Source organism: Bacillus sp. FJAT-28004 (assembly GCF_001280845.1).
Classification (GTDB): domain Bacteria; phylum Bacillota; class Bacilli; order Paenibacillales; family Paenibacillaceae; genus Pristimantibacillus.
The window spans coordinates 4,658,360-4,683,131 of sequence record NZ_LGHP01000001.1 but is presented as its reverse complement, the minus strand read 5'-3'; the positions used below and the strand labels follow the sequence as shown (position 1 = coordinate 4,683,131).

Annotated in this window: 18 protein-coding genes; 6 read left to right on the top strand and 12 right to left on the bottom strand. The window is 46.9% G+C overall.

Going from position 1 to position 24,772, the window contains the following annotated elements; genetic code table 11:
• A partial coding sequence (locus AC787_RS34565; RefSeq protein ID WP_200930722.1) for a hypothetical protein occupies positions 1-495 on the top strand: 495 nt, incomplete at its 5' end.
• 136 nt (positions 496-631) lie between these two features.
• Here the strand turns inward: AC787_RS34565 and AC787_RS20345 are convergent.
• The 8 genes from AC787_RS20345 to AC787_RS20310 form a co-directional block, all read right to left on the bottom strand.
• Positions 632-1,750: a S1C family serine protease gene (locus AC787_RS20345; protein WP_054026458.1), complete on the bottom strand. Its 1,119-nt coding sequence runs from the start codon at positions 1,748-1,750 to the stop codon at positions 632-634.
• A 12-nt stretch (positions 1,751-1,762) separates the two neighbouring features.
• The gene (locus AC787_RS20340) at positions 1,763-3,022 is read right to left on the bottom strand and encodes an FxLYD domain-containing protein (RefSeq protein WP_054026457.1); all 1,260 of its coding nucleotides are present in this window, start codon (positions 3,020-3,022) and stop codon (positions 1,763-1,765) included.
• Positions 3,023-3,358: 336 nt separating this feature from the next.
• Complete coding sequence (locus AC787_RS20335; protein ID WP_054026456.1) at positions 3,359-5,029, bottom strand: ribulokinase; 1,671 nt, start codon at positions 5,027-5,029, stop codon at positions 3,359-3,361.
• 13 nt (positions 5,030-5,042) lie between these two features.
• Entirely contained in the window at positions 5,043-5,738 is a 696-nt protein-coding gene (gene araD / locus AC787_RS20330; protein WP_054026455.1) for an L-ribulose-5-phosphate 4-epimerase, read from the bottom strand.
• Positions 5,739-5,902: 164 nt separating this feature from the next.
• The gene (locus AC787_RS20325; protein ID WP_054026454.1) at positions 5,903-7,015 is read right to left on the bottom strand and encodes a GntR family transcriptional regulator; all 1,113 of its coding nucleotides are present in this window, start codon (positions 7,013-7,015) and stop codon (positions 5,903-5,905) included.
• 135 nt (positions 7,016-7,150) lie between these two features.
• Positions 7,151-8,029, bottom strand: a complete 879-nt coding sequence (galU, locus tag AC787_RS20320) for a UTP--glucose-1-phosphate uridylyltransferase GalU (protein WP_054026453.1) — start codon at positions 8,027-8,029, stop codon at positions 7,151-7,153.
• 123 nt (positions 8,030-8,152) lie between these two features.
• Positions 8,153-9,544, bottom strand: a complete 1,392-nt coding sequence (locus AC787_RS20315) for a sensor histidine kinase (protein WP_054026452.1) — start codon at positions 9,542-9,544, stop codon at positions 8,153-8,155.
• Entirely contained in the window at positions 9,541-10,215 is a 675-nt protein-coding gene (locus AC787_RS20310; protein ID WP_054026451.1) for a response regulator transcription factor, read from the bottom strand. Before AC787_RS20310 ends, AC787_RS20315 begins: the two co-directional genes overlap by 4 nt.
• A 155-nt stretch (positions 10,216-10,370) precedes the next feature.
• On the opposite strand from AC787_RS20310, the gene trxB reads away from it, so the two are divergent.
• The 4 genes from trxB to AC787_RS20290 all read left to right on the top strand — a co-directional run bounded on the left by trxB (position 10,371) and on the right by AC787_RS20290 (position 16,807).
• Entirely contained in the window at positions 10,371-11,312 is a 942-nt protein-coding gene (gene trxB, locus AC787_RS20305; RefSeq protein ID WP_054026450.1) for a thioredoxin-disulfide reductase, read from the top strand.
• A 235-nt stretch (positions 11,313-11,547) separates the two neighbouring features.
• Positions 11,548-13,500, top strand: a complete 1,953-nt coding sequence (locus AC787_RS20300) for a glycoside hydrolase family 13 protein (protein WP_082360881.1) — start codon at positions 11,548-11,550, stop codon at positions 13,498-13,500.
• Between the two features lie 963 nt (positions 13,501-14,463).
• Positions 14,464-15,426 carry a LacI family DNA-binding transcriptional regulator gene (locus AC787_RS20295; protein WP_082360879.1) on the top strand — a complete coding sequence of 321 codons (963 nt, stop codon included), beginning with the start codon at positions 14,464-14,466 and terminating at the stop codon, positions 15,424-15,426.
• A gap of 103 nt (positions 15,427-15,529) precedes the next feature.
• Complete coding sequence (locus AC787_RS20290; protein WP_082360878.1) at positions 15,530-16,807, top strand: MFS transporter; 1,278 nt, start codon at positions 15,530-15,532, stop codon at positions 16,805-16,807.
• A gap of 23 nt (positions 16,808-16,830) precedes the next feature.
• On the opposite strand, the gene AC787_RS20285 is transcribed toward AC787_RS20290, so the two are convergent.
• Positions 16,831-18,702, bottom strand: a complete 1,872-nt coding sequence (locus tag AC787_RS20285) for a beta-L-arabinofuranosidase domain-containing protein (protein ID WP_235561021.1) — start codon at positions 18,700-18,702, stop codon at positions 16,831-16,833.
• Positions 18,703-18,851: 149 nt separating this feature from the next.
• Between AC787_RS20285 and AC787_RS20280 the strand changes: the two genes are divergently transcribed.
• Positions 18,852-19,670: an SDR family oxidoreductase gene (locus tag AC787_RS20280; RefSeq protein ID WP_054026448.1), complete on the top strand. Its 819-nt coding sequence runs from the start codon at positions 18,852-18,854 to the stop codon at positions 19,668-19,670.
• Between the two features lie 53 nt (positions 19,671-19,723).
• On the opposite strand, the gene AC787_RS20275 is transcribed toward AC787_RS20280, so the two are convergent.
• The 3 genes from AC787_RS20275 to AC787_RS20265 all read right to left on the bottom strand — a co-directional run bounded on the left by AC787_RS20275 (position 19,724) and on the right by AC787_RS20265 (position 24,760).
• Positions 19,724-22,420, bottom strand: a complete 2,697-nt coding sequence (locus tag AC787_RS20275; protein ID WP_054026447.1) for a glycoside hydrolase family 78 protein — start codon at positions 22,418-22,420, stop codon at positions 19,724-19,726.
• 105 nt (positions 22,421-22,525) lie between these two features.
• The gene (locus AC787_RS20270) at positions 22,526-23,677 is read right to left on the bottom strand and encodes a glycoside hydrolase family 76 protein (protein WP_054026446.1); all 1,152 of its coding nucleotides are present in this window, start codon (positions 23,675-23,677) and stop codon (positions 22,526-22,528) included.
• Positions 23,678-23,710: 33 nt separating this feature from the next.
• Positions 23,711-24,760, bottom strand: coding sequence for a glycoside hydrolase family 76 protein (locus tag AC787_RS20265; protein ID WP_054026445.1), 1,050 nt, complete (start codon positions 24,758-24,760; stop codon positions 23,711-23,713).
• Positions 24,761-24,772 lie beyond the last annotated feature (12 nt).

Sequence of the window (24,772 nt, the reverse complement as noted above, 5' to 3'; positions counted from 1 at the left end):
GGTCCCGGCGGATTTGGCCCCGGTGGTCCCGGCGGATTTGGCCCCGGTGGTCCCGGCGGATTTGGCCCCGGTGGTCCCGGCGGATTTGGCCCCGGCGGTCCCGGCGGGTTTGGTCCTGGTGGCTTCTGGATCGGTGGACCGTGGCTGTTCCCTCCTGCTGGCCCACAAGCATCCGTAACGGTTGTCATAAACGGAGGAAGAGCGTTCCCTAACATAACGCAGGCGTATCGCATTCCTTTCCGGCCGGGTTTGACCATCTATCAGGCTCTAGCGGAAACCGGTGTCGTTCGTTTCAGCTTTAATGGTCAAATTACTTCCGTAAGCGGTGTTCCTATTGGCGGAAATACCAGCTATCGACTTGTACTGAATGGACGAGAAATTCCAGCATCGTTTCTCAGCTTCCCTCTTCAGCGATATGACTCTGTAGCTCTTGAGCTCTTTTTGAGTCCTGTCTTGCGTGAGGATGAAATCGAAATCACAGATGAAGATAACTAATTAGATCTGACGCACAAAAAAATCAATAAAACTTGATGTGCATACCCAGCAGCTATACAAAAAAAGCTAGAAAGAGCCGTCTCCCCTGATCGGCTTTTTCTAGCTTTTTTAATCATAATCACATCTGAACAATCACTTACTTAATAGCTTTACCTTTACCACTTAACAGCTTTAATTGATCATTCTCATAGCCAACCTCATAGGTCACCTGGTATTTACTTAACACATATTTACCTTCAACCCGCTCATCCACTGAGATGACCGCGATAACAGTTGCTTTATTTTCTCTGCTCTCCGTGACATGCATATTCTCAATGACCACATTCAGCGTCCCCAAGTAACCTGCCCTGAACTTCTCGTAACTCGTACCTTCCTTCCAATTGCCGCCTAGCAATGAATAGGCATAGACGTAATCGGCGTTGTTCAAGCTATCGTAAAAATGAGTAACGAGATAATCGGCATATTCCTCTATCTTCGTTTCTTCCTCCATCGAAAGTTCCTTATCTGAAAGCTCTAGATCAGGCAGCTCAGTCATGGGCTCGTTAGACCAGCCTTCAACGATATCGATTACGTTAGCAATTGGAATACTAAACCCTATTGAGCCTTGCTCATAACCAGCAGAGTTTATGCCCAGAACCGATCCAGTTTTCTGATCTACAAGCGGTCCTCCGCTGTTGCCAGGAGCAATTGGCGCAGAAATTTGATAAAGATCCGAATACAAGTAAGAATCAATTTTGAAGCTTCTTCCTAGTCCGCTAATAATGCCGGTTGTAACCGTATTTTGAAAACCGAGCGGACTGCCTACAGCGAGCACTTCGTCGCCGACTTCCGCTCTTTCCTCTCGTTCAACCTGCAGCGGCTCCGTTCCAGCCAAATCCTTCACACGAACAACCGCAATATCGGTATCCGTGCTAATACCGATTACCTCACCGTCCAACTCGCGCGCGTCCGCCGTTTTTATTTTTACCAAATGAGACCCTGCTACGACATGTGCGTTCGTAATAAGATCCCCCTTTACATTATAAAGGAAGCCTGAGCCTTGATCCCCGTTTTCATTTTCAATCATGACGACCAGCTTCTGCGTTTCAAAAATAATATCCTTAAGAGACTTCTGCTTCGTCTCTTCAACTACCGCAAGCAATGGCTTTCCTGTCAGCCTGCTTGGCACCTCAGAATGAATGGCAAGCGCAGCTGCCAATCCTCCACATACAATGAGAGTAGAAGCGATGACGCTAATCCAAGCTCGTTTTATCATCTCATCTCCCCCTTAATCCAAATACCAAATCGCATGATCAACGACGACGGTAGTATTCTCAACATAAACGCCATAAACCGTACTGGTAAAGGTGATCTTCTGACCTGGATCTACATAATCCGGCGTTGCCTCAGCCGTCCCCTTGCCTACCTCTTTGCCATCAGCATCATAGACGATAAATTGAACGCTTATGGAGTAAATAGGCCGAGTAGCAGCATTTTTCAGCTCGCCTACAATACTTAAATCTCCGAACTCATCGAGCGTCGACTCAATTTTCACTACCTCGACTGCTGCCGTCTGATTTTTCAAATCCTCTGCCGCTGCTTGCTGCATCGCTTGCTCTAATCGCCGTTGTTCCCTTTTCTCGTAATCAGTTTGTGCCTCAGCAATCTTTTTGGCGAGCGTCATAATTCGCTCATTATCCTTGGCAAAAACCAGCGCTCTGTCCGTCAATGCCAACGCATCCGAATAATTTTTCTTCTTAAGTAATGCTTCTGCTTCCTTATAACTTATATCCACGATTTTGGCTACAATTTGCTCTTTTAAAGCAAGCGCCTCTTCACCGTCTAATTGATTCGCGACGTTAAGCTTTGACTCCAGCTCATCAATTGTATTCAGATCTGCGAGTTCTTCCGTCAGCTTCATGACACCAAGCTTAACCGTATAATCATCAAGCTGATGCTTAATCCTTACATAGATCGGCTCTTTATGTCCCTTCAATTCGCCGCTTATCCGATCTAGCATCTGTTCTGCTTCTTCAAGCTTTTGCTCCTCTAGCTGCTTTCCGGCAGCTGTGATCGACTGCGCAAGTTCTGCGACAAGGGCAATGATCTCGGCATCCTTCTGCAACGCGCCATAACCTGGACGCGCATCTGAAGCTTCCTGCAGCAGCTTCTGCGCTTTTTCATATTTCCCTGCTAACGCCTCTGCCTTCGCCTCGACATGCAGCTTAATGACTCTATCATTTATTTCAGATTCATATATATAGTAACTAAATACAGAACCAGCCGTAACAAGGGCAAATATAATAGGCATCAACCATGCCCAAATAGAACCCTTTACTCTACGTCTCCGCGTAGTTTTCGGTTTACTTGAATGCTGGCTTACTAAGTCTGTCTCTTCAGAAGCAGCCCGCTCCATTAAAACCATAGACCGCTCATCACTTACAGTCGCTGCAGCTTCTTCTCCATCAGCAAGCAATCTGCCGCACTGGCTGCAATAGATGGCATCATCTGTCTGTTTTTTTTCACAATGATGGCAATACACTTCCATTCATCCCCCAGCCCACGTTTCTCTCTAAACATATCTATCTATTCTATATCAAAAAGTAAATGATCTCCATTTTTTATTAGTGGGAAATGGAGGCAAATTAAAAAAGCAGCCTATCATCGTCACATTACACTGTGAACAGATAGACCGCTTCTATTAATGTTGTTTATTTCACGCCATCACTGATGCTTTCGATCGATTTTTCGCTGCCATCTTCATAGCAAATCGCCGCAAGCTCCGCACGAGTCAATGAGCCTTCTGATTCGAATTCCTTATCCGCATAGAAGCGATCAGAGAATACAGTTTGTTTCAGTATATTTTCAAATGAATAATAGCAGCTTAAGCTTGCTCTTCTTTAATAGCCTTAAGACGTTTCATAACATCATTAGCACCGCGTCCGTAGTAGTCATGCAGCAAGTTATACTCCGCATAGAGCTTCTCGTAGACCGCAACGTTTGCCGGAATCGGCTTGAACGTTTCTTCGCGTACGCGAGCCATCTTCTGAGCCGCATCAACGATGCTGTCGAATCCACCTTTCGCGGCGCCCGCCGCTACTGCTCCAAACATCGCAGCACCAAGCGCAGGCGTTTGCTTGGATGCTGCGACCTTGATCTCACGATTCGTTACGTCTGCATAAATCTGCATGAGCAGAGCGTTTTTCTGCGGCAAACCGCCGCATGCATACAATTCATTTACTTCAACGCCGTTGCTGTGGAACGCATCGACAATTTTGCGAGTGCCAAATGCCGTTGCTTCAAGAAGGGCGCGGTAAATTTCCCAAGGTTTCGTTAGCAATGTAAGACCGACAATTGTACCTGTCAAATCCGTATCTACCAGTACCGAACGGTTTCCGTTCCACCAATCCAGCGCCAGAACACCGGATTCGCCAACATTCAGCTCACTGGCTTTGCGAGTCAAATAAACATGTACATTCTCGCCAGCCTGCTCTGCCTCTTGATGCACGTATGCAGGTACCGATTCCTCTACGAACCATTCGAAAATATCGCCAACCGCCGATTGTCCCGCTTCATAGCCAAAGTAACCCGGAATGATGCCGTCCTCAACGACGCCGCACATCCCTTCCACTTCCTTCTCCTCCGTTCCAAGCAGCATATGGCAGATCGATGTCCCCATTGCCATAACAAGCTTGCCTGGAGTAACGACACCAACACCCGGCACAGCCGCATGCGCATCCACATTGCCAACAGCGATTGCCGTGCCTGGTGCAAGTCCAATGCGAGCAGCCATAGCTGGAAGCAATTCTCCTGCCTTCGAGCCAAGCGGTACAACTTCACCCCGCAGCTTCGTCTCCGTCAGGTTCTCTAGACGAGAATCAAGCGCTTTGAAAAAATCCTTGCTCGGGTAGCCATCCTGTTTATGCCACATGCCTTTGTAACCAGCCGTGCAGCTGTTGCGGACGATATTGCCTGTCAATTGGCCGATAACCCAGTCCGTAGCTTCAACGAATTTATCTGTTGTTTCATAAATTTCCGGCGCTTCGTTCAAAATTTGCCAAGCTTTGGCCATCATCCACTCCGATGATATTTTACCGCCGTAACGCGGCACCCATTTCTCACCGCGCTGCACAGCCATTTCATTAATAAGGTTAGCCTCATCTTGAGCAGCGTGATGCTTCCATAACTTCACCCAGCTATGCGGATTATCCTTGTAGGCATCCTGTACGCATAGAGGCTTACCCTCTTCATCGATAGGCAGCATCGTACATGCCGTAAAATCAATGCCTAATCCGATGACATCGGCAGCGTTGATACCCGATTCCTTCATAACAGCAGGAACTGACAATTCCAACACTTCAATATAGTCAAGCGGATGCTGAAGCGCCCAGTCATGCTCAAGCTTAATACCAGATACCGGAAGCTTCTCATCAATAACGTGGTGAGTATAGGGCGTAACATGCTCCGCTACCTCGGCACCATTAGACAAATCCACAAGAACAGCTCGGCCCGATTGCGTGCCGTAGTCTACACCAATTGCGTATTTTTTGCTCATTTCCGATTCCTCCTTATTTTTGGCCGTAGTAGGCGTTCGCTCCGTGCTTGCGCAAATAGTGTCGGTCTAATAAAGCTTGATCCATCGGCTGGACATTTGGGTTTAGCTGATACGTATGAAGAGCCATCTTCGCAACTTCCTCCAGCACAACCGCATTATGAACTGCATTATGCGGGTCTTTGCCCCAGCAGAAAGGAGCGTGGCTGTTTACGAGCACCGAAGGCACTTGGCTTGGATCAATATTTTTCGTATTGTAGGTTTCAACGATGACATTGCCTGTCTCCAGCTCATATGCGCCATTGATTTCCGCTTCTGTCATCGCGCGCGTGCAAGGCACCTCGCCATAGAAGTAGTCGCCATGCGTCGTGCCAAGCGCTGGAATGGAACGTCCCGCCTGCGCCCAGCTCGTAGCCCATGGCGAATGGGTATGTACGATTCCGCCAATCGCAGGAAATGCTTTATAGAGCAGCACATGTGTAGCCGTGTCCGAGGATGGACGAAGATTTCCTTCAACAACGTTGCCTTCCAAATCTACGACAACCATCTGCTCGGCTTTTAACTCCTCATATGGAACGCCGCTCGGCTTAATGACTGCATAACCTGACTTCCTATCAATACCGCTAACGTTGCCCCAAGTAAATGTAACTAATCCGTATTTCGGAAGATCCATGTTTGCTTCCCAAACCGCATGCTTCAATGCTTCTAACATGACCACCTATCGCTCCCTTCAAGCTCACATTTCCATGCTTATTCGCATTCACTTATACGGACATCATCATGGATTATCTTTGCTTATATTATAGGTTGTACGTACAAGTGTGTCACGTTTTTTTTATTCTACTATTCAAAAAGCATTGCCGATCTACATTCAGCCTAACTTTGGGGCGGTTTTGTTGAATCACGTATAACGAGCTGTGGATCATATACCTTGTCTAGCGTCTGGCGCCGCTGGTGCTGCTTATCCAGCATACTAAGCAGCATTTCGACTGCGTCCGTGCCCATTTCAGTTTTTGGATGCGCGACAGTAGTGAGCTTCACTTCGGTCGCCGTAGCCAGATTCGCATCATCAAAACCTACGAGGGAAAGATCCTCAGGCACCGTTAAGCCCGCCCGCCTCACGATATCAAGCATTTTTACAGCGAGCTCATCGTTATAACATATAATCGCAGTTGGCCGCTGCTCCGGCTCGCGTTGCAGCATCGCAAGCAGTGCCTGCATCGGCTTGTCTTGCTTCTCCTCAGTCGTATACCGCAGCAAATATTCTGGCGGAACCGAGAGCCCCTGCTCCCGGTGAGCCCTTAAAAATCCGCGCATCCGGTGTACGCCTTGAAAGTCATCTGTTTTGAAAAATCCAGCTATTCGTGTATGCCCTAGTTTAATTAAGTGCTCTGCGGCACGATAGCCGCCAAGCTCGTCATCCACGCGCAAGCATGGCGCATCCACGTCACTGTATCGCTCATTCAACATAATGTATGGGATTTTGAGCGCATCCAGCGCCAAAAAATAATTAAAGTTCGGGTTGCCCTCGGCACTCTTCGTCGGCTCAATAATGAGCCCGGTCAACGGCTCGCGCAGCATCGACTCCAGGCTGTCCTTTTCTTTATCCTTTTCATTATCTGTGCTCGCAAGCAGAAGCCTTGCCCCTACTGCGCGCAAGCTCGATTCAACGCCTCTGACGATTGTCGGGAAAATATAATCTGATATATGAGTCGTAATCATTCCGATTGTCATCCCTTGGGATGAGTTTTTTCGCTCTGGCGCAGATTGGTCCGACACGAACGTCCCTTTCCCTTGCACGCGATAGAGCCATCCCTCCTGCTCCAAATCACCCAGCGCTTGGCGCACCGTTTGACGGCTCATTTCGAACTGCTTGCCAATCTCATTCTCCGATGGCAGCTTCTCATGGGGCTTAAACTGCGCTGTGACGATCCAGGAGATGATTTCCTGCTTCAATTGCATATATTTGGGCGTTTGCTGTTCCTTCACTTCACACCTCAACTCCGTTAGTTGTATGCCTGTAGTATACCATACGCAAAACTTGTACGTACATGACCTTGTCCTCGAACCCACTAGAAGACAAAATAAAAAGCCGCCCCTCGGCGACCCTTCATTCCTCAATCATTATATATGCGTTTCCTTCAATCTCTCCAGCATGTACCTTCTGACCTCATCGCCAAGATCCGCACGCTCTAGTGCAAAATCGATTGTAGCTTGTACAAAACCAAGTTTGTCACCTACATCATGTCTGATGCCATCGAAACGATAAGACATTAATGAAGAAATATGATTTAATTGCTGCAAGCTGTCAGTCAGTTGAATTTCCCCGGCCTTGCCTGGCGTCGCTTTCTCAAGCAAATCAAATATGACAGGGTCAAGGACGTAACGCCCGACAACCGCATAGTTGGAAGGTGCTTGTCCTTGCGCTGGTTTCTCAATAATGTTGCGGACGCGCGCTACCTGCTTATCCCGCTCAATATCAACGATGCCATATTTATGCGTCTGATCCCACGGCACCTCCATAACAGCTACAACAGATGACTGCTCCCGTTCGTACACATCCATCATTTGCCGCAAGCAAGGCGGATCAGCTTTCAAAATGTCATCGCCGAGCAGTACCGCGAACGGCTCGTCCGCTATGAAGCGGCGTGCACACAAAACAGCATGGCCAAGGCCAAGCGGCTCCTTCTGACGAACATAATAAATATCCGCCAGCTGTGAAATTTTGCGTACCATCTCCAGCATTTCCTCGTTATGACGCGCCTCTAGTTCCATTTCGAGCTCAGCCGATTTGTCAAAATGGTCCTCAATCGCCCGTTTGTTGCGTCCACTGACAATCACAATACTCTCGATGCCCGATTGCACGGCCTCTTCTACGATATACTGAATAGCAGGCTTATCGATAATAGGCAGCATTTCCTTCGGCTGCGCTTTGGTAGCCGGCAAAAACCTTGTCCCTAATCCCCCAGCAGGAATAATCGCTTTCCGAATCCGCTTCTCCATTTTACATCTCCCCCAGCTCGTTGCCTTCTATACAATTGCTCCCTTCATCATAACGGTTTCACCCTAGGTTTTCCATGAAATCACAAGCTTCCATTTCTGCTTTTCTCGGACTTAGCCATCCATCTAAGAAGCGATTCGCGCAAACGGAAGCTTGATAATGAAGCTTGCGCCAGCAAGCTGATCCGCGCTTGGGTCAAGCGTAATCGTACCGCCGTGAATATGAACGATGGTTTGTGCAATCGAAAGTCCGAGCCCGCTCCCTCCTTGGCTTCTATCTCTTGATAGATCTCCCTTATAAAACCGTTCGAATATTCGCTCTCGATCCTCATCATGAATGCCAATTCCTGTATCGGAAATCCGAGCTACTACAAAACCGTCCTGTTCAGACAAAGAAAAAAAGATTTTACCGTCCTCCGGCGTAAATTTCATGCTATTCGCGAACAGATTCATCCATACCTGATTAAGCTGATCACGATCAGCAGTAATAACCGTTTCCTCCATTAGCAGTTCAACCGTTTGCCTTTTGGTCATCCATTGCGGCTCGCAGGCAAGCACTACATCACGTAGTTGACGATCCAAACGGTACGGCTTCGGATGAAAAGGATGCTGCTGCGAGTCGAGTGATGCCAGATTAAGTAAATTTTCGCTTAAACGAGATAGCCGCATGCTCTCTTGCTTGATGATGCTAATATAACGATCCCGTTCAGCTCCAGTAACTTCCTCACTGCGCAGCGCTTCTGCGAAACCTCCAATTGATGTAAGAGGCGACTGCATTTCATGGGAGACGTTTGATACAAAATCTTGTCGCATCATTTCAAGCTGTGATAGGCTGAGCGCCATTTTGTTCATGCCCTGCGCCAGTTCACCAAGTTCATCACCGCGTCTTGCAGGCACCCGGACGCTGAAATCGCCCTGTGACATTCGTGTCGCAGCATTCGTCATCATTTTTAACGGCCTCACTAAATAACGGGCAACGATCAGGATAAGCACGCTTCCGACCAGCAGCAGTGTTAAGAGCAGCGTTACGGCCGTCCAAATAAAGTTGCTATTTTGCGGAAACCGATTCGGCTGAACGAACAACGCCCATCTTTCATTGCCGAATAGCACCCTTTTCCCTAGAGCAGGCGGCGAAGGTGGGCTGCCTTCCTCATTATTGAATACTTCAAGCCTAACTGTATTACCACTGAATACCTTGCTCAACTGTTCAAATGTAAGTCTATTTACCATGAGATCACTTCGCTCGCCCGCCGCTACTAAGTAATTGGAGCTGCTAATTGCGATGATAGACTGCCCTTGCAGCGTCGAAATCTCTTCCAAAAACGCTTGCAAGTTAGCTGGCTTCGAGACGGCATAAAGCTGTTCAATTCGATCAATCGCCTTCTCCAGCTGATTCGGCAGCTGTCCTCTTGCATCACGCTTGAACATTTGATTAGTGAATAAAAAGGCGACCCCGATACTGATCAGAACAATGACGAGGAAGGTAGCTGTAATCCGAAAATAGAGGCTGCGAATCATCCCCATTCCTCCAGTCGATAGCCAAGACCTCGAATCGTTACGATGCGGAAACGGTATTGCTTCTCGGGAAAACGATCGCGCAGTCTTTTTATATGTACATCCACCGTTCGCTCGTCCCCCTCATAGTCCATTCCCCAAATCTGTTCAATAAGATGATCACGCGAAAAGGTTTTGCCTGGGTAGCTCGCCAGCTTGAACAGCAGCTCGAACTCCTTAGGCGGCAATGTAACCTTATCTCCGCCGGCAGACATATGGAAGTCGGTTCGATTCATTAAGGCATCTCCGAACTCTACCGTCTGCGAAGCGGTAATTCGGTATCGTTTTAGCAGCGCCTTGACCCGGGCAACGAGCTCTGGTGGATCAAACGGTTTAACCATATAATCATCCGCACCTAGCTCGAAGCCCTTCACCTTCTGCGAGGTTTCCCCCTTTGCAGTGAGCATGAGCAGCGGAATATCATAGCTCTCTCGCAGTTCCGCGCAAAGCGTCCACCCGTCCATACGAGGCATCATAACATCAATGATTGCGAGATCAGGTCGAACCGCTTCAAGTTTCTCTAATGCATCTACTCCATCTATAGCTTCAATAGCCTGGTAGCCTTCTCTTTTTAAGAAAAGTACGACTAGCTCGCGAATGTTCGGATCGTCGTCTGCAACTACGATTTTTGGCATTTTGTTCGTCCTCCAATTAGGCTTATGTAGTCATGAATCCAGCATACATGACCAACATGAACGTTACATGAACGATATTGACTTTGACGCTAGATTGTAATAATTTTAAAGTAGTATTTATTATTTGACGGAATATTGAATGGAGGATATAGATCATGCACAAAACGATAATTATTGGTACAGGTCCTGCCGGATTGACGGCAGCTATTTATTTGGCACGCGCGAACATGGAGCCGCTCGTCATTGAAGGGTGGCAGCCAGGCGGTCAGCTTACAACAACAACAGAAGTAGAAAACTTCCCAGGGTTCCCAGATGGCATTTTGGGCAGTGAGCTTATGTCCAACATGCGTAAGCAAGCACAGCGCTTTGGTGCGAAATTTAAAACAGGCTCTGTAAAGAGCGTTGACTTCAGCAAACGCCCCTACACGCTTGACGTTGAAGGCATTGGCGAGCTGCAAGCCGAATCAATCATTATTTCTACAGGTGCTTCAGCCAAATACCTCGGCATACCGGGCGAGCAAGAAAATATCGGACGCGGCGTAAGCACATGCGCAACTTGTGACGGTTTCTTTTTCCGCGGCAAAAAGATTGTTGTAGTGGGCGGCGGCGACTCCGCAATGGAGGAGGCTGTGTTCCTCACTCGCTTCGCTTCCGAGGTAAGAGTAGTTAACCGTCGTAACGAACTTCGCGCTTCAAAAATTATGCAGGATCGCGCTCGTGCGAATGACAAAATCGTATGGAGTCTGGACCGTACACCGCTTGAAGTTGCTGCAACTGGCATGGGCTTGCAAGGGTTGAAGGTGCGCAATAATGAAACGGGCGAAGAAGAGCTGCTCGAAACAGACGGCGTATTTATTACGATCGGCCACACGCCTAATACGGGCTTCCTTGGCGGTCAAATTGACACCGACGAGCAAGGCTACATTATCGTGAAGCCGGGCACATCGGAGACGAACATCCCAGGCGTATACGCTTGCGGCGACGTTCAAGACCGTAATTACCGTCAAGCGATTACAGCTGCTGGAAGCGGCTGTATGGCTGCTCTGGACTGCGAGCGCTTCTTGGAATCACAAGCTCATGAAGCGGTTAACGCATAATTTTTTTTCAAATCTGACTAGTACAATACGTGCAAATTATGTATAATAAAAGTGTTGAGATTTACAATAGAAAGGCAATGCTACCGCAACCATTTGTTCGCAATATGCTTCGCGTGAGCGGCGCCTGAACGTGTTATGGGAGAAGGTACAACCTCGGCTTGTTATGAGCAGAGAGGTTGTGCCTTTTTTCGTGTTCCCACCTCTTTTTCCACACCATCCATAAGGAGCGATAATCATGTTATTAGAAGCTGTTTATCACAGACCGAAGCAAAACTGGGCTTACGCCTACGATGGAAAGACGCTGCACCTCCGCTTGCGTACTAAAAAAGATGATGTCGCTGTAGTAGAGGCCATCGTCGGTGACAAGTACGCGTGGGATCAGACCATCACAACCGTTCCTATGCGCATTTTCACTTCCGATGCACGATTCGATTATTGGGAAACTTCTGTTATTCCGCCTTTTCGGAGACTGCGCTATGCGTTCCGCTTAACGAGCGGAGCTGAGACGGTTATTTTTTCGGACAAAGGGGTCGAGCTTACACTTCCCGACAACTCCAATTCATTTTTTGACTTCCCATATATTAATCCCATCGATGTATTCGAGCCGCCAGCTTGGGTGAAGGATGCTGTCTTTTATCAAATTTTCCCTGAACGCTTCGCGAATGGCGATCCGTCCATCAATCCTGAAAACATGCTGCCATGGGGCGGCGAGCCGACGCCTAAAAACTTTTTTGGCGGTGACCTGCAGGGCGTAATCGATCACTTGGATCATATTTCTGCACTCGGCATTAATGCCGTTTATTTCACGCCACTGTTCGAAGCAACGACCAATCATAAATATGATACACAGGACTATATGAAGGTTGATCCGCATTTTGGCACAAACGAAAAACTGAAGGAATTGGTTGATGCTTGTCATGCCCGCGGCATTCGTGTCTTGCTTGATGCGGTATTCAACCATTCCGGCAAAACGTTCCCTCCTTTCGTGGATGCACAAAAGCACGGCCAGCAGTCAAAATATGCGGATTGGTTCTATGTTCGGGAATGGCCGCTGCAGGTTGTTGACGGCGTTCCGACATACGAGACATTTGCATTTGAGCCGCTTATGCCGAAGCTTAATACCGAGCATCCTGAGGTGAAGCAATATTTGTTCGAGGTTGCGCGTTACTGGATTGAGGAGATTGGGATTGACGGCTGGAGATTGGACGTTGCCAATGAGGTTGACCATCAGTTTTGGCGCGAGTTCCGTCAGACGGTAAAAGCGGTTAATAAGGACGCCTACATTTTGGGCGAGATTTGGCATGATTCGATGATGTGGCTGCAGGGTGATCAATTCGATGCCGTTATGAATTACCCTTTTACAAATGCGGTTCTTGATTTCTTTGCTTATCAGACGATTGATGCTACTGATTTCGCAAATGCGATTGGTGCGCAGCTAGCGGCATATCCGCAGCAGGTAACTGAATCGGCTTTCAACTTGCTCGATAGCCATGATACGCCGCGGCTTCTTACAATCTGCGAAGATAACACAGATGCAATGAAGCTGTCTTCGTTGTTCCAATTGACCTTCCCTGGAACCCCATGTATTTATTATGGCGATGAAGTAGGCATAAATGGCGCTGGAGATCCAGGCTGCCGCAAATGTATGGTATGGGACCCCGAGGAGCAAAATCTCGAGTTGCTCGCGTTCTATACGGATGCTATCGGTCTTCGCCACAGTTACAGCGCGCTTCGCAGCGCCGATATTCGCTTCGTGCACATCGGTGCAGAAGATGGCACCTTGGTCTATGAGCGTCGCGACGGTGAACAACGACTACTTATCGCGATGAATGCGCGCGGCGAAGCTGCTGATCTCCGCTTCGTGATTGAGGCTGAGCCAGTTGATCAAGGTGCTGATCCGCATAATGTAGCATTTAGAGGATTTGCAAAACCAGCCACTGCAGTATTGAATGCTGTAAGTGAGGCTTCCGCTCCTTCAGTGACTGCCTCGGTTGAGAATGCTGACGTTGATGCTGGATCGATTGCAACAGCTGTCATCACCGACAATGGCGTATCTACTTGGTCTGTATTGCTATCAAACACTATCAAACTCGCAGTAAATTCTAACGTTGCAAGCAGCATCGACGGCGAAATCCAGCTCAAATTACCGGCTTACGGCTATGTCATCTTGGAGCAGACTGTTAAGTAATAGTTAACCTCACTTCCTAAGGGCAGTCCAATCAGACTGCTCTTTTTCTACTTCCTTCACACGACGATTTCACTTTGTAAGAACACAGATGTGCTTACAGCCTCTTTTCTACCCACCACATACGTCATTTTCACTCTGTAAGCACGTATGTGTGCTTACAGACCACTGATCATAGCTACTTTTCCACTGTAAGAACACAGGTGTGCTTACAGCCTCTTTTCTACCCACCACATAGGTCATTTTCACTCTGTAAGCACGCATACGTGCTTACAGACCAGTAATCATAGCTACTATTCCGCTGTAAGAACACAGATGTGCTTACAGCCTCTTTTCTACCCACCACATACGTCGTTTTCACTCTGTAAGCACGTATGCGTGCTTACAGACCAGTAATCATAGCTACTTTTCCGCTGTAAGAACACAGATGTGCTTACAGCCTCTTTTCTACCCACCACATACGTCATTTTCACTCTGTAAGTACGTATGCGTGCTTACAGACCACTAATCATAGCTACTTTTCCGCTGTAAGATCACAGGTGTGCTTACAGCCTCTTTTCTACCCACCACATACGTCGTATTCACTCTGTAAGCACGTATGCGTGCTTACAGACCAGTAATCATAGCTACTATTCCGCTGTAAGAACACAGATGTGCTTACAGCCTCTTTTCTACCCACCACCCACCACATACGTCGTTTTCACTCTATAAGCACGTATGCGTGCTTACAGACCACTAATCATAGCTACTTTTCCGCTGTAAGAACACTGTTGTGTTTACAGCCACTTTTCTACCCACCACATACGTCATTTTCACTCTGTAAGCACGTATGCGTGCTTTTAGAAAAAGACTCTAGACATCTAATTGTCATTCATGCAATAATAACTTAAACGATTAAGTCGTTATTAGTTTCCATGCTGATATGGTATTAACGATCTAGTTAATGCAAACCATTGTTAGCGTGCTATCACCCTATCTTTCGTAATAAGGAGTTGTATTTCCATAAAAAAAGCTACGCTTAAGGATATTGCAAAGGCCGCACAGGTTTCTGTCGCTACAGTAAGCTATGTGCTTAACAACGTAGCCAATCAGACGATACCCGATGAAACAAAATGCCGTGTCCTTGATGCCGCCAAGCAATTAAACTACGTACCTAACCTCGCAGCCCGATCGCTGGTCAAGCAAAAGTCTGGATTGATTGGCATCCTTATCAACAGAGCGGATAACGAAGGCTTTTGGAAGCAGCTCCGTTATTCTCAGTTTATTAATCGACTGGAGCGGCTGCTGTCAGATCGAGGTTACCACGTCGTATTATTCAGCTTGGATGCATCAAGCCCAAATCTCGATATCATCTCGGAACGCAAGCTGGACGGCGTATTTGTTGTCGATGTTAAAGAAGAGAATTTCCACCTGATTTCTAGCCATTTTTCCGCTGGAGTACCGCTTATCGTCGTTGATAGTATCATTGATGATCCACTATTTTATAAGGTTAATTATGATTATATTGATGCTTTCGCCAATGTAATCACTACCTTGCAGCATAATCAAAGCTACATGATTATCGATAGCTTCAACAATGCTGACCTCGTAAACTTTATTTGTACCCATTCTGGGATCGGACTAGGTCAAATCCATGTCATGGAGGATGAACAAACGTTAAAGGCCTTTCTTGAACAACAGAAAAACAAAAAAGGCATCATACTGAACGAATTTGTTGCAATCTCAGCAGCTAAATATGTTAATCCTACAAGCTTGACCGTCATCTGTACGGCAGGTTGTCCAGAAATTGTCCCTCCTTCCGCTGCTCAAATATCATTTGGCGATCATAAGCCAGAAGAAGCTTTTCAACTGATGATGCATCTGTTAAAAGATCCGACATCTGGACCTGTTCATAAATACATTCTTGTAAAAGCGATAAGTAATGAATAGCAGAGTAATCTCTGCATTTTTTACGACAACTTAAACGATTAAGTGATTAGGCAACGGGTGTTAATCATTTATCACATCAATCATTCATATTGGAGGTAATATTATGCTTGGATTAGCTAAAGAATCGAAAAGCAGTACACCTAACCTTAAGCCGCAAGCGGGTCAGGCTTTATCCCTATGGAAAAACCGCAATTTCCTTGCCGTGTTCTCCAGCTACAGCTTATCACTGCTAGGCAATACCTTTCACAGCATCGCGCTAAATCTGTGGGTACTGCAAACAACCGGAAGCGCTAAGCTTATGTCGGTCGTACTCATAACCCACCTCGTAATCAGCATGCTGTTCGGTTCCTTCGCAGGTACGCTTGCGGATCGCACCGATCGCCGCACGTTAATGTGGGTTACGGATATTATCCGTTTTGTACTCGTCGCCGCCATCGCGGTTCTCGTTTATCTGCCGAATGTTCCGTTTATTTTTATCGTATTGTTAACTGCCATAGTCGCCCTTGCAGGGGTGATTCGAACGCCTGCTCTTCAAGCCTCACTCGTCGAAATTATTGATAAGGAACAAATAACGGAGGCGGTTGGCGTAATAAATATATCCGATAACATCATCAGAATATCTGGATTTGCACTTGGAGGTATCGCTGTTGCTGCATTTGGCGGGGCATTTGCGATTGCTATTGATGCTGTAACCTTCCTGCTCTCGGCAATGTTACTCCTTTTCACAGGTAAGTTCCCCTATGCAGCCGTTCGTGATTCTGAAAAACAGCAAACCACCTTTAAAGAAGACCTTAAAGCAGGCTTCCGTTATGTATGGACGAATTCATTCGCGAGAGCTGCAGTTATTTTGCTGCCGCTAGTTATGTTCTTCTTTTTGTCTACGTTCATGCTCATTCAAGTAATGGCCGTTAAAGTATGGCTCGCAAAACCATTTGTATTCGGGCTTATGGAGGCGTGTATCCCGCTAGGTTATGTAATAGGCTCCATTCTAATTATTAGGCTTGATAAACGGTTAAAAGGCAGAGGAAAATGGATCATTGGAAGCATGATCCTCATGGGTCCCTTGTTCATCGCGATTTCACTTATGCCCTCGGCATTCGCAGCGCTTCCGCTTATCCTTCTGGTCGGCTTCCTCTTCTCCTTCAGCACGACGATCATCTTTATCGCGCTTCGGATAGCCATAGATCCTTCGATGCAAGGACGGGTGTTTGGACTCATCGGTGCTCTAACAAGCGTTGCGCCGCCTATCGGCTTAGCCGTATTCTCTACCTTATCAGATATTTATGGCCCTGCCATCATTATTGCTATAAGCGGCGCAGCTATGCTCGTTATCGGCTGTTTCTCCTATATGTATATGAAGGAGATGCGTCATTTCAACTAAAATTTATTTTATAGACGGACACTTTAAGATTGAACAACAGGGAACTCGGCGATCCGAAGCCGTGCGCAGCCGTAAGGAATAAGCGTGATTTCTTCCTCGGGTTCCTTGCTTGTCACCGGCCCCACGGGCGGTGTTCCGGCAGAGTTAAGTTCCATCGTCCATTGAGGGAGCCGCCTCCCGGTCACTCTCAAACTCACAGGAGCGCTCTCTGCTGCGAAAGGCTGTCGCACAATATCTGCTGTCTCGACTTGCATGAGTTCCCCTTGCTCATATTCCTTCAATCTCACACCGTAATTCCAGGGCGATTCCGGATAAACCTCCCAGTCATGGTAAGGCTCATAGGTACGATGCTTTTGCCAGCGTTCTTTGACTGGGATGACGAACATAAGCGCACCGCGCTGTAGTCCGACTGCACTGTTAGCTCTGCTGATCGTACGAACCACCATAGGGAGCTGAAGAGATAGTACATCGCCATCGTTCCAAACCTGCCGCAGTGTGGAAAAACCTTTTTCAATTTGTATAGCAGACCGCTTACCGTTGATCAACAAAACCGGTGAGCCGCACCATGCGGGTATTCGTAATTTGATCGGAAATTCCGCAGACTGATTCAATTCTAATGTCATCGTAATCGTTTCTCTAAATGGATATTGTGTCGCTACGCGTATGGAAACATCGGTATTGGAGTCGATTGCGGCTGTTATCGTGCAAGGAGCATACGCGATCGCAGCCAAACCGCCATCCTCTGTTGCCATCCACAATCTTGCCGCGTATTTAGGCCATCCTTGATGCATGTTAGCGGTGCAGCAGCCAAAATGCGGTTCAATACCGAATAGATTGGCTTCATTATTGTTTTCAGTCCAATTACGTTTGGCATGCGTACACATAATCTGGTTAGCTTGCTGGTCATACTGATGGACTGTCCAATCAGGGCTGATTGCGGCCGGAAGCGCATTATAAGCTACCTTCTCCAATATATCGCCGAAGGAGCCATCGCCAGTAATCCGGATAAGATGCTCCAATGAATGCATATATTCCACTACAGAGCATAGCTCCGTGCCTTGGCTCGGATGAGTGCCTGCAAGCCATTCGTCACCGGAAAACATGCCGTTAACTTGCCCGTGATAAGTCATAACACTCGAGATACCCTTATATGCAGCTTCTATATGCTCCTTATCCAAGGATTGAAGGTAACGGAGAGCTGGCTGCTTGAATGACATCGCTACGTTAACGACATGTACCCGATGATCGAATGCCTTCTGTAAATACCAATAAGGATAGTTTTCATATAGGCCTGTCCAGTCCAGCGTTTGCTCCTGAATCAATTGAGATAGTTCGAGCAGGAACGGCTCTCCTATGCGATTGTACAACCAATAAATGCTGATGAGATTCTCGCCGCCTCTGGCTTTTGCCCATTCCTGCAGCGGACGATTCGGCAGCTCCGCAAGCTGATATTTGAAATAGTTCGTTAAAAATGGCTCTACCCGCTTGTCACCGGTATATTCAGCGTGTTGAATCAGCACCTTCAGCATAATCATCCGGCTCCACCAATCCTCATTGGCGGCTGGCCCGAATTGTCCATCCTCGCGTGCGCTTGCAAGCGTCCATTCGATCCACGGCCGCACCTTCGCTTTCAATTTATCGTCATTGAGAAGGTAAGCTAGCGGAAGCAGGCCGTCCAAGTAATAAGGTCCTCTTTCCCAGCTATCACCGGTACCTCCCAGCCAGCCATTATTCGAATCGACATAACTCCAGAATTCATCTAGATGTCCAGTCATCCCTTCTCCCTGAATTTCCAACTGGTCTCTTAACCAACCCTCAGGTTTGATGGCACCAAGCGGGAGCTCTTGAAAAGGTGTCGAAGCAAGTGGAGCACGATTTAAAAAAATACCGTTCAATTTTTTCTCCTCCTAGCTATTATTGTTGTCGCCCTCCAAAGGAGGACGTCCTATTTGCCATCTGACAACTCGAAACAAAAGAATAAGTTATTCTCCCTAAAGGAATACTAATTTGGAAAAAAAACGATTTTAAACTGGAGGGAATATTAATGAACAATGCACCTGATCAGAACCATGAAACCTCAGCTCATCTCCGAGTAAAGGATAAAGTTGCGGTCATCACAGGGGCTGGTTCTGGCATTGGACGTGCTGCTGCTATAAGACTGGCACAGCAAGGCGCAAAAATATGTCTTCTCGACCTCATCCACAACCGTACCGAAGAAGCAGAACAAGAGATACAAAAATTGGGGGGCGAAACGATCTTCTTCGATACGGACGTATCCGATCCGAAACGAATGCAAGAAGCTATCCAAGCTGCCACCCAACATTTTGGTCATATCGATATTGTATTTGCAAACGCTGGAATTAACGGAACGCTCGCACCTATTGAAGACCTATCGCCAGAGTCATGGGATGAAACGCTGACAACCAATCTAAAGGGCACCTTTCTTACCGTCAAATATGCAATCCCTCATATGAAAAAGTCAGGCGGAAGCATTATTATAACGAGCTCCATTAACGGTAATCGAGATTTTTCCGGCGCTGGTATGGCTGCTTACAGCTCTTCCAAAGCAGGTCAGGTCGCCTTTGCCAAGATGGCTGCTCTGGAACTAGCCCGTTATAAAATCCGTGTGAACGTCATCTGCCCTGGCGCTATCCAAACGAACATTGGAGAAAACACACACAGAACTAAGCAGGTAGATAAAATCACAATCCCAGTGAACTATCCCGAAGGCAGCCAGCCGCTCGAGCATGGGCCTGGGCAGCCTGAGCAGGTCGCGGATTTAGTATTGTTTCTGGCATCACAGGAATCCAGCCATATCTCAGGAACCGAAATCTACATTGATGGTGCAGAAACATTATTATAGAAAAAGAGCATCTCTGCTCTTTTTCTTCTCTTCGCTATTTATTTTCGCTTTATTTATCTTCTCGCAGCTATTTCCCCACCTACCGCTGCCTTTGCTTCCACAAGATAGGTTCCAGATCCGAGAGACAATCTGATCCGCTCATCTTTTTTGTTCACACCCGCTCCATTTAGAGATTCACCATCCAACAAAATAGACCCATTCGAATACTCTACTGGTAGATCTAATGAAGCACGTGTGTTTACCGGTACAACAACTTCAATCGTCAGCTTGACGCCATCCACTTTCCAGTTGCACTCAATCTTTCCATACAACGAATCATGATAAGCGTTTACCCAGTCCAGACCTGGTACGGGATTTGGTTGTAATAGGATGTGTTTGAAGCCCGGCTCATTAACATCTGGATTAATGCCAGCAAGACCTTTATAGAACCAAGCGCTAATATCACTGAACATGTGGTGATTCCTAGAATCTCTTCCGTTCCATTGCTCCCATAGGGTTGTTGCCCCCTGCATGATCCAGTGGCCCCAGCTAGGGAAAGTAGTCTTTGTCGCAATCGAATATGCAAGATCCGTTCTTCCTGAAGCTGTAAGTGTATGCATTAAATATTTCGTACCCAGTATGCCGGTATCCAAATGCTGTTCTTTATCTTCGACCTGGTTCACAAGGTTTTGTATGACAAGCTCTTTCTCATCCTCATTAACGAGACCTTGATACAACGCGCAGGATAATGAGGTTTGGCCTAGTCCCTCCACCATGCCAGTGTTTGTATCCATGAAACGAGTACGGAACGCCTCACGAACAGCTTGCGCTAACCCAGCATAATAAACCGCATTATCCTGTTGTCCAATAAGCTGAGCCGACTTAGCCACAACATCCGCACAAACATAGAAATAAGCGGTATCCGTTACGGTTGCGGGACAGGAGTGACCTGTTTCTCCTCCGACAGGAGGACACCAATCACCAAGTCCAAAATCGAGTACATATTCCTCTGCCATGGAATGCATATAATCCACGTAAGCTTTCATATTGTCGTACATTTCTTCCAACACCGATGTATCGCCGCAATATTCATAGATATACCATGGAATCAGAATCACCGAGCTGTCCCAAGCAGGACCGCTTCCCCAGTTATAGCCCCAGCCAGCCGTCGGTATGATGCCAGGCAGCTGTCCACTTGGACGCTGGGCATCTTTAAAGTCTCTCATCCATTTGGCATAAGCAGTCACTGGATCAAAATTCATTAACACCTGCTCTGCTGATAAAGAGGCATCTCCGGTCCAACCATTTTTCTCACGGTGCGGGCAATCCGTTGGAATACCATGATAATTCGTAAGCGTCGACCAACGGGCACAGCGCTGAATATCGTTCAGCAGCTCGTTCGAGCATTCGAATTGGCCTCTCGTTTCAAACGCCGTGTGAACAACCCGTCCATTTAGACAATCAAGAGTTGGCGTCCCAGCATAACCAGTCATCTGTACATATTGAAAACCGTGATAAACGAATCTCGGTTCCCAGATTTCCTCGCCTTCACCCTTCAATATATATTTGTCTGTCTGAAAAGCTCCGCTACGGATAAACTTATCGATATCAGCCGTGTCGATTGCTCCAGCCTCATCAATTCTCTCCGAATACGTGAGTGTAATCTCCGTCCCTGCCGGTCCGCTCACTTTGATCTGCGCCCAACCGGAAATGTTCTGTCCCAAATCGTAAACCCATACTCCCGGCTCAATTTCTTTAAGTCCAACCGGCTTAATCGTGTCCACAATTTTAATCTGGGTCATTTGACATGATTTCAGCTTACCTCCGGGACCTCTAACGATCTTTGCGCTGACCCATGAGCTGTCGTTGTAACTCGCTTCATTCCATCCGTCCCGCTCCAGACGCGCATCATAAAATTCACCATTTTTTAAACCATCAAAAATAATTGGACTCTCAGACGTCTTCCAACTCGTATCACTCTTAATGATTTGTTCTTCACCATCAGCGAACGTGATGTGCACTTGAACAATAAACTTCGGTTGATGGCGCCAAGCAGCTTGCCGGAAATCCCACACATCCTGTGTGAAGCCGTTGTACCAGCCATTTCCAAGGATGACGCCTATCGCATTTTCTCCGTTATTCCAAGCGTCAGTCACATCATGCGTGTCGTATAATACCGTTTCATCATATCTCGTAAAAGCGGATGAGAGGACTTGATCGCCAATCTTCGATCCGTTAATATACAGCTCATAATAACCAAGTCCGCATATGTAGGCTCTTGCTTTGCTTACCTGCTTATCGAAGAAAACAGTCTTACGGAATAGCGGCGCTGGAACTGCTCGATCAATGTCAGTCCCGCCAGCAGGATGCCCCATCCACTGAGCTGACCAATCACCGCTCTCTATCAGTCCCATCTCGAAGGATGCGATCTCGCTCCATTCCGATGCTTGCTTGTCCTTATCCCATACTCGTACCTTCCAATATGCAATCTGACCCGAATGGAGCGATTGGCCTTCATAGGATACATGTATCGATTGTTCCGACCATACTTGACCGCTATCCCACAAATCTGCCTCATCATTTTCTAACTTATCTCTATCACTTGCGATGACAATGTGGTATGCCGTTTGAAATTGATCCTTCACATCCGACTTCAGCTTCCAGCAAAGCCTAGGTTTCGGAGATTCAACTCCAATCGGATTATATAAATAATTGCAGCTTAAATCCTCTGCTTTAAATGTAGTCATATTTACAGTACCGTTGCTATTCATGTAGACACTCCTTCATTTGCATAAAGTGTATGTGAACCTAGATAAGATAGGGGTGCCTTAGGGGTTATCCTAAGGCGCCACCTAAAAAACAAATAATATAGTTATTTAATCTTTCTTTTTCTTATCCACTGCAAGATGTGCGTTGATTGTAACGAATGCTGCCTGCTCTAATAGTTCGGTAGAGCGTCTAGGGTCAATTTCCACTACTCCCGTCTCCGGGTTGCGCAGCGTCTTCCAAACCTCATCCGCATAGTCCTGTACATAATCCGTATACTTCGGTTTTTTGTTCATGTCATCCAACATAAGCAGATTTTCGAAGAAGATTGAATTAAACACGATGGGCTGGGTATAAATGCGAGAGCTTCCATAGTATTTAATAGCCGCATCAGCGATGCTCTCTGCCTTGTTCAAATAAGCCTTTTCACCTGTTGCCTTGTACAACAGCACACTTGCACCGATCATCGTACCTTGATTGTAAGACCATTGTGTTTTATCAATATTTCCGTTCAAGTCAATGTGGTCCCAATAAAGTCCATTAGGTGCCTGCATGCAATCATTCACCCAGTTGTACATTTTCTTCGCCCAGTCTAAGTAGTGCGCATCCTTGGTAATTTCATATAAATACAACCCAATTTGAGCGGCTGGCGCATTCGATACTGTGTTTCGGTCTTTGCTCCATGATGCCTGCGTCCAAAATACTCCGCCAGGGCAAGCATGGGAAGGATCAGTATCCCAACCGAATACTTGAAGCTCAAATAGTTCCTTCGCTCTGTCTAAAGCGCTTACATCACCAGTGATATGATAGATCTTAATAAGTTCAATTGCGATCCAATCATTATCATCGTAAAACTTATCTCCCCCGCCGCCTAGCGGTGCGCGCACGTAGGAGTCATAACCAAAAGGTGCTTTCGTGTCATTCCAATAAGCGGCAAGGCCGTCTAGACGATCTTGAATATCTGTTTTGTACTTTTCACCGATCTCAGGCATTTTCGCAAGAGCTACTGTGGACTGCATAGCAGCCCCATAAGGCCACACATAAGAATACTTATTGTTGCCTGTATGAGGACTGCTTTCTTTGTAGAGTTTAGTATCCGGCTGGTAGAAGTAGGTTTGTAGTGCCTGATAAGCCGCTTCAGCCCGCTCTGCATTTTGATTTTTATTCGGTTTTGCCCAGACACTTTGACTAGACGTAATTAATAAAATAGCAATCAACAATGCAACAAAACGGGTCGTCTTTAAAGATTTCGGTTTATTCATACTTATACCTCCCAAGGATATAATTAAGTTACTCTACAATAACCCTGATTTCTCCAATGCCGCTGCCGTTTCGAGCAGAATAACACCGCTGAGCTGCGTGCTTAGCTCTATATCTGCTTCATTAGATTCATCCCATCGTTTGCTGAACAAGATCTCGCCGCGATTAGATGCGCTGTTCCATAAAGAGGACGCATTGGAGTACAATACATCAATCACTTCACGCCCGTCGTCCATCACCTCAGCTAACTCGCCTGCATATCGAACAAAAATTCCTTTAAACAATCCTGCGTCACCACCGCCTTCTGCTGGAAGCAATGTTGTGAACTCAGCAATGGAAGCATTCCATGTCCGAATGGCGTCTTCGAGGTAACTGTTGTCACCTGTAATCCGGTAAAGTTCAACTGCCGCACCGATGAACACTCCCTGACAGTATGTAAATTTCCAATCCTTGTCGATTGCCCCGTCGCTAAGACGGTTAGCACCATCCCAAACGAAGCCCGTTTCTGGATCGACGAGCACAGCTTTCAGCCAATTATAAATTTTCAGAGCCCACTCTAAATCTTCCTCTTTCCCAAACACCTGATATAGACGTGCGGCTAAGATAGCAGCAGGAGCATTAGCAGGCGTGTTTTTATAATCAAGCTGTGTTTTCTGCCAAGCAATTCCGCCGCCGACGTGGTCATTCCATCCCGTCTTGATGTCCTCCCACAACAATTTCGCAGTCTCAGCATATGTTTCATCTTTATCGATCATATAAGCGCGAAGCCAGCCGATCGCCATCCATTCCATATCGTCATATAGATTGTTCGGCCATTCTCCGCCGTTTCTCTCTAGAAGACCTTGGTGAAGCATAGCGAGCCGTTGCTTATAAATGGAATCACCCGTGCGGTTCCATCCATCTACCAGCGTTTCAACAGCATGGGCCATCCACCAATAATGGAAAATGGTGTTGCATGCCCCGTCAGGACATGGCGTCTTGATGTCGTACATACTAATACTTGAGTTCCAAAACCGTGAGTCCAGCGTTCGTTGAGCCTGCTCTGCTCTCATTTCCCAGTTCGTAGTTTTCACTTCATTCGTCATCGTTATAATCCT

Bases quoted from the DNA above. Each gene is read 5' to 3' on its own strand.
- AC787_RS20275 (WP_054026447.1), bottom strand. From the start codon at position 22,420: ATGAATAGCAACGGTACTGTAAATATGACTACATTTAAAGCAGAGGAT.
- AC787_RS20315 (WP_054026452.1), bottom strand. From the start codon at position 9,544: ATGATTCGCAGCCTCTATTTTCGGATTACAGCTACCTTCCTCGTCATT.
- araD (WP_054026455.1), bottom strand. From the start codon at position 5,738: ATGTTAGAAGCATTGAAGCATGCGGTTTGGGAAGCAAACATGGATCTT.
- AC787_RS20340 (WP_054026457.1), bottom strand. From the start codon at position 3,022: ATGGAAGTGTATTGCCATCATTGTGAAAAAAAACAGACAGATGATGCC.
- AC787_RS20345 (WP_054026458.1), bottom strand. From the start codon at position 1,750: ATGATAAAACGAGCTTGGATTAGCGTCATCGCTTCTACTCTCATTGTA.
- AC787_RS20280 (WP_054026448.1), top strand. From the start codon at position 18,852: ATGAACAATGCACCTGATCAGAACCATGAAACCTCAGCTCATCTCCGA.
- AC787_RS20310 (WP_054026451.1), bottom strand. From the start codon at position 10,215: ATGCCAAAAATCGTAGTTGCAGACGACGATCCGAACATTCGCGAGCTA.
- galU (WP_054026453.1), bottom strand. From the start codon at position 8,029: ATGGAGAAGCGGATTCGGAAAGCGATTATTCCTGCTGGGGGATTAGGG.
- AC787_RS20335 (WP_054026456.1), bottom strand. From the start codon at position 5,029: ATGAGCAAAAAATACGCAATTGGTGTAGACTACGGCACGCAATCGGGC.
- trxB (WP_054026450.1), top strand. From the start codon at position 10,371: ATGCACAAAACGATAATTATTGGTACAGGTCCTGCCGGATTGACGGCA.
- AC787_RS20270 (WP_054026446.1), bottom strand. From the start codon at position 23,677: ATGAATAAACCGAAATCTTTAAAGACGACCCGTTTTGTTGCATTGTTG.
- AC787_RS20300 (WP_082360881.1), top strand. From the start codon at position 11,548: ATGTTATTAGAAGCTGTTTATCACAGACCGAAGCAAAACTGGGCTTAC.
- AC787_RS20290 (WP_082360878.1), top strand. From the start codon at position 15,530: ATGCTTGGATTAGCTAAAGAATCGAAAAGCAGTACACCTAACCTTAAG.
- AC787_RS20265 (WP_054026445.1), bottom strand. From the start codon at position 24,760: ATGACGAATGAAGTGAAAACTACGAACTGGGAAATGAGAGCAGAGCAG.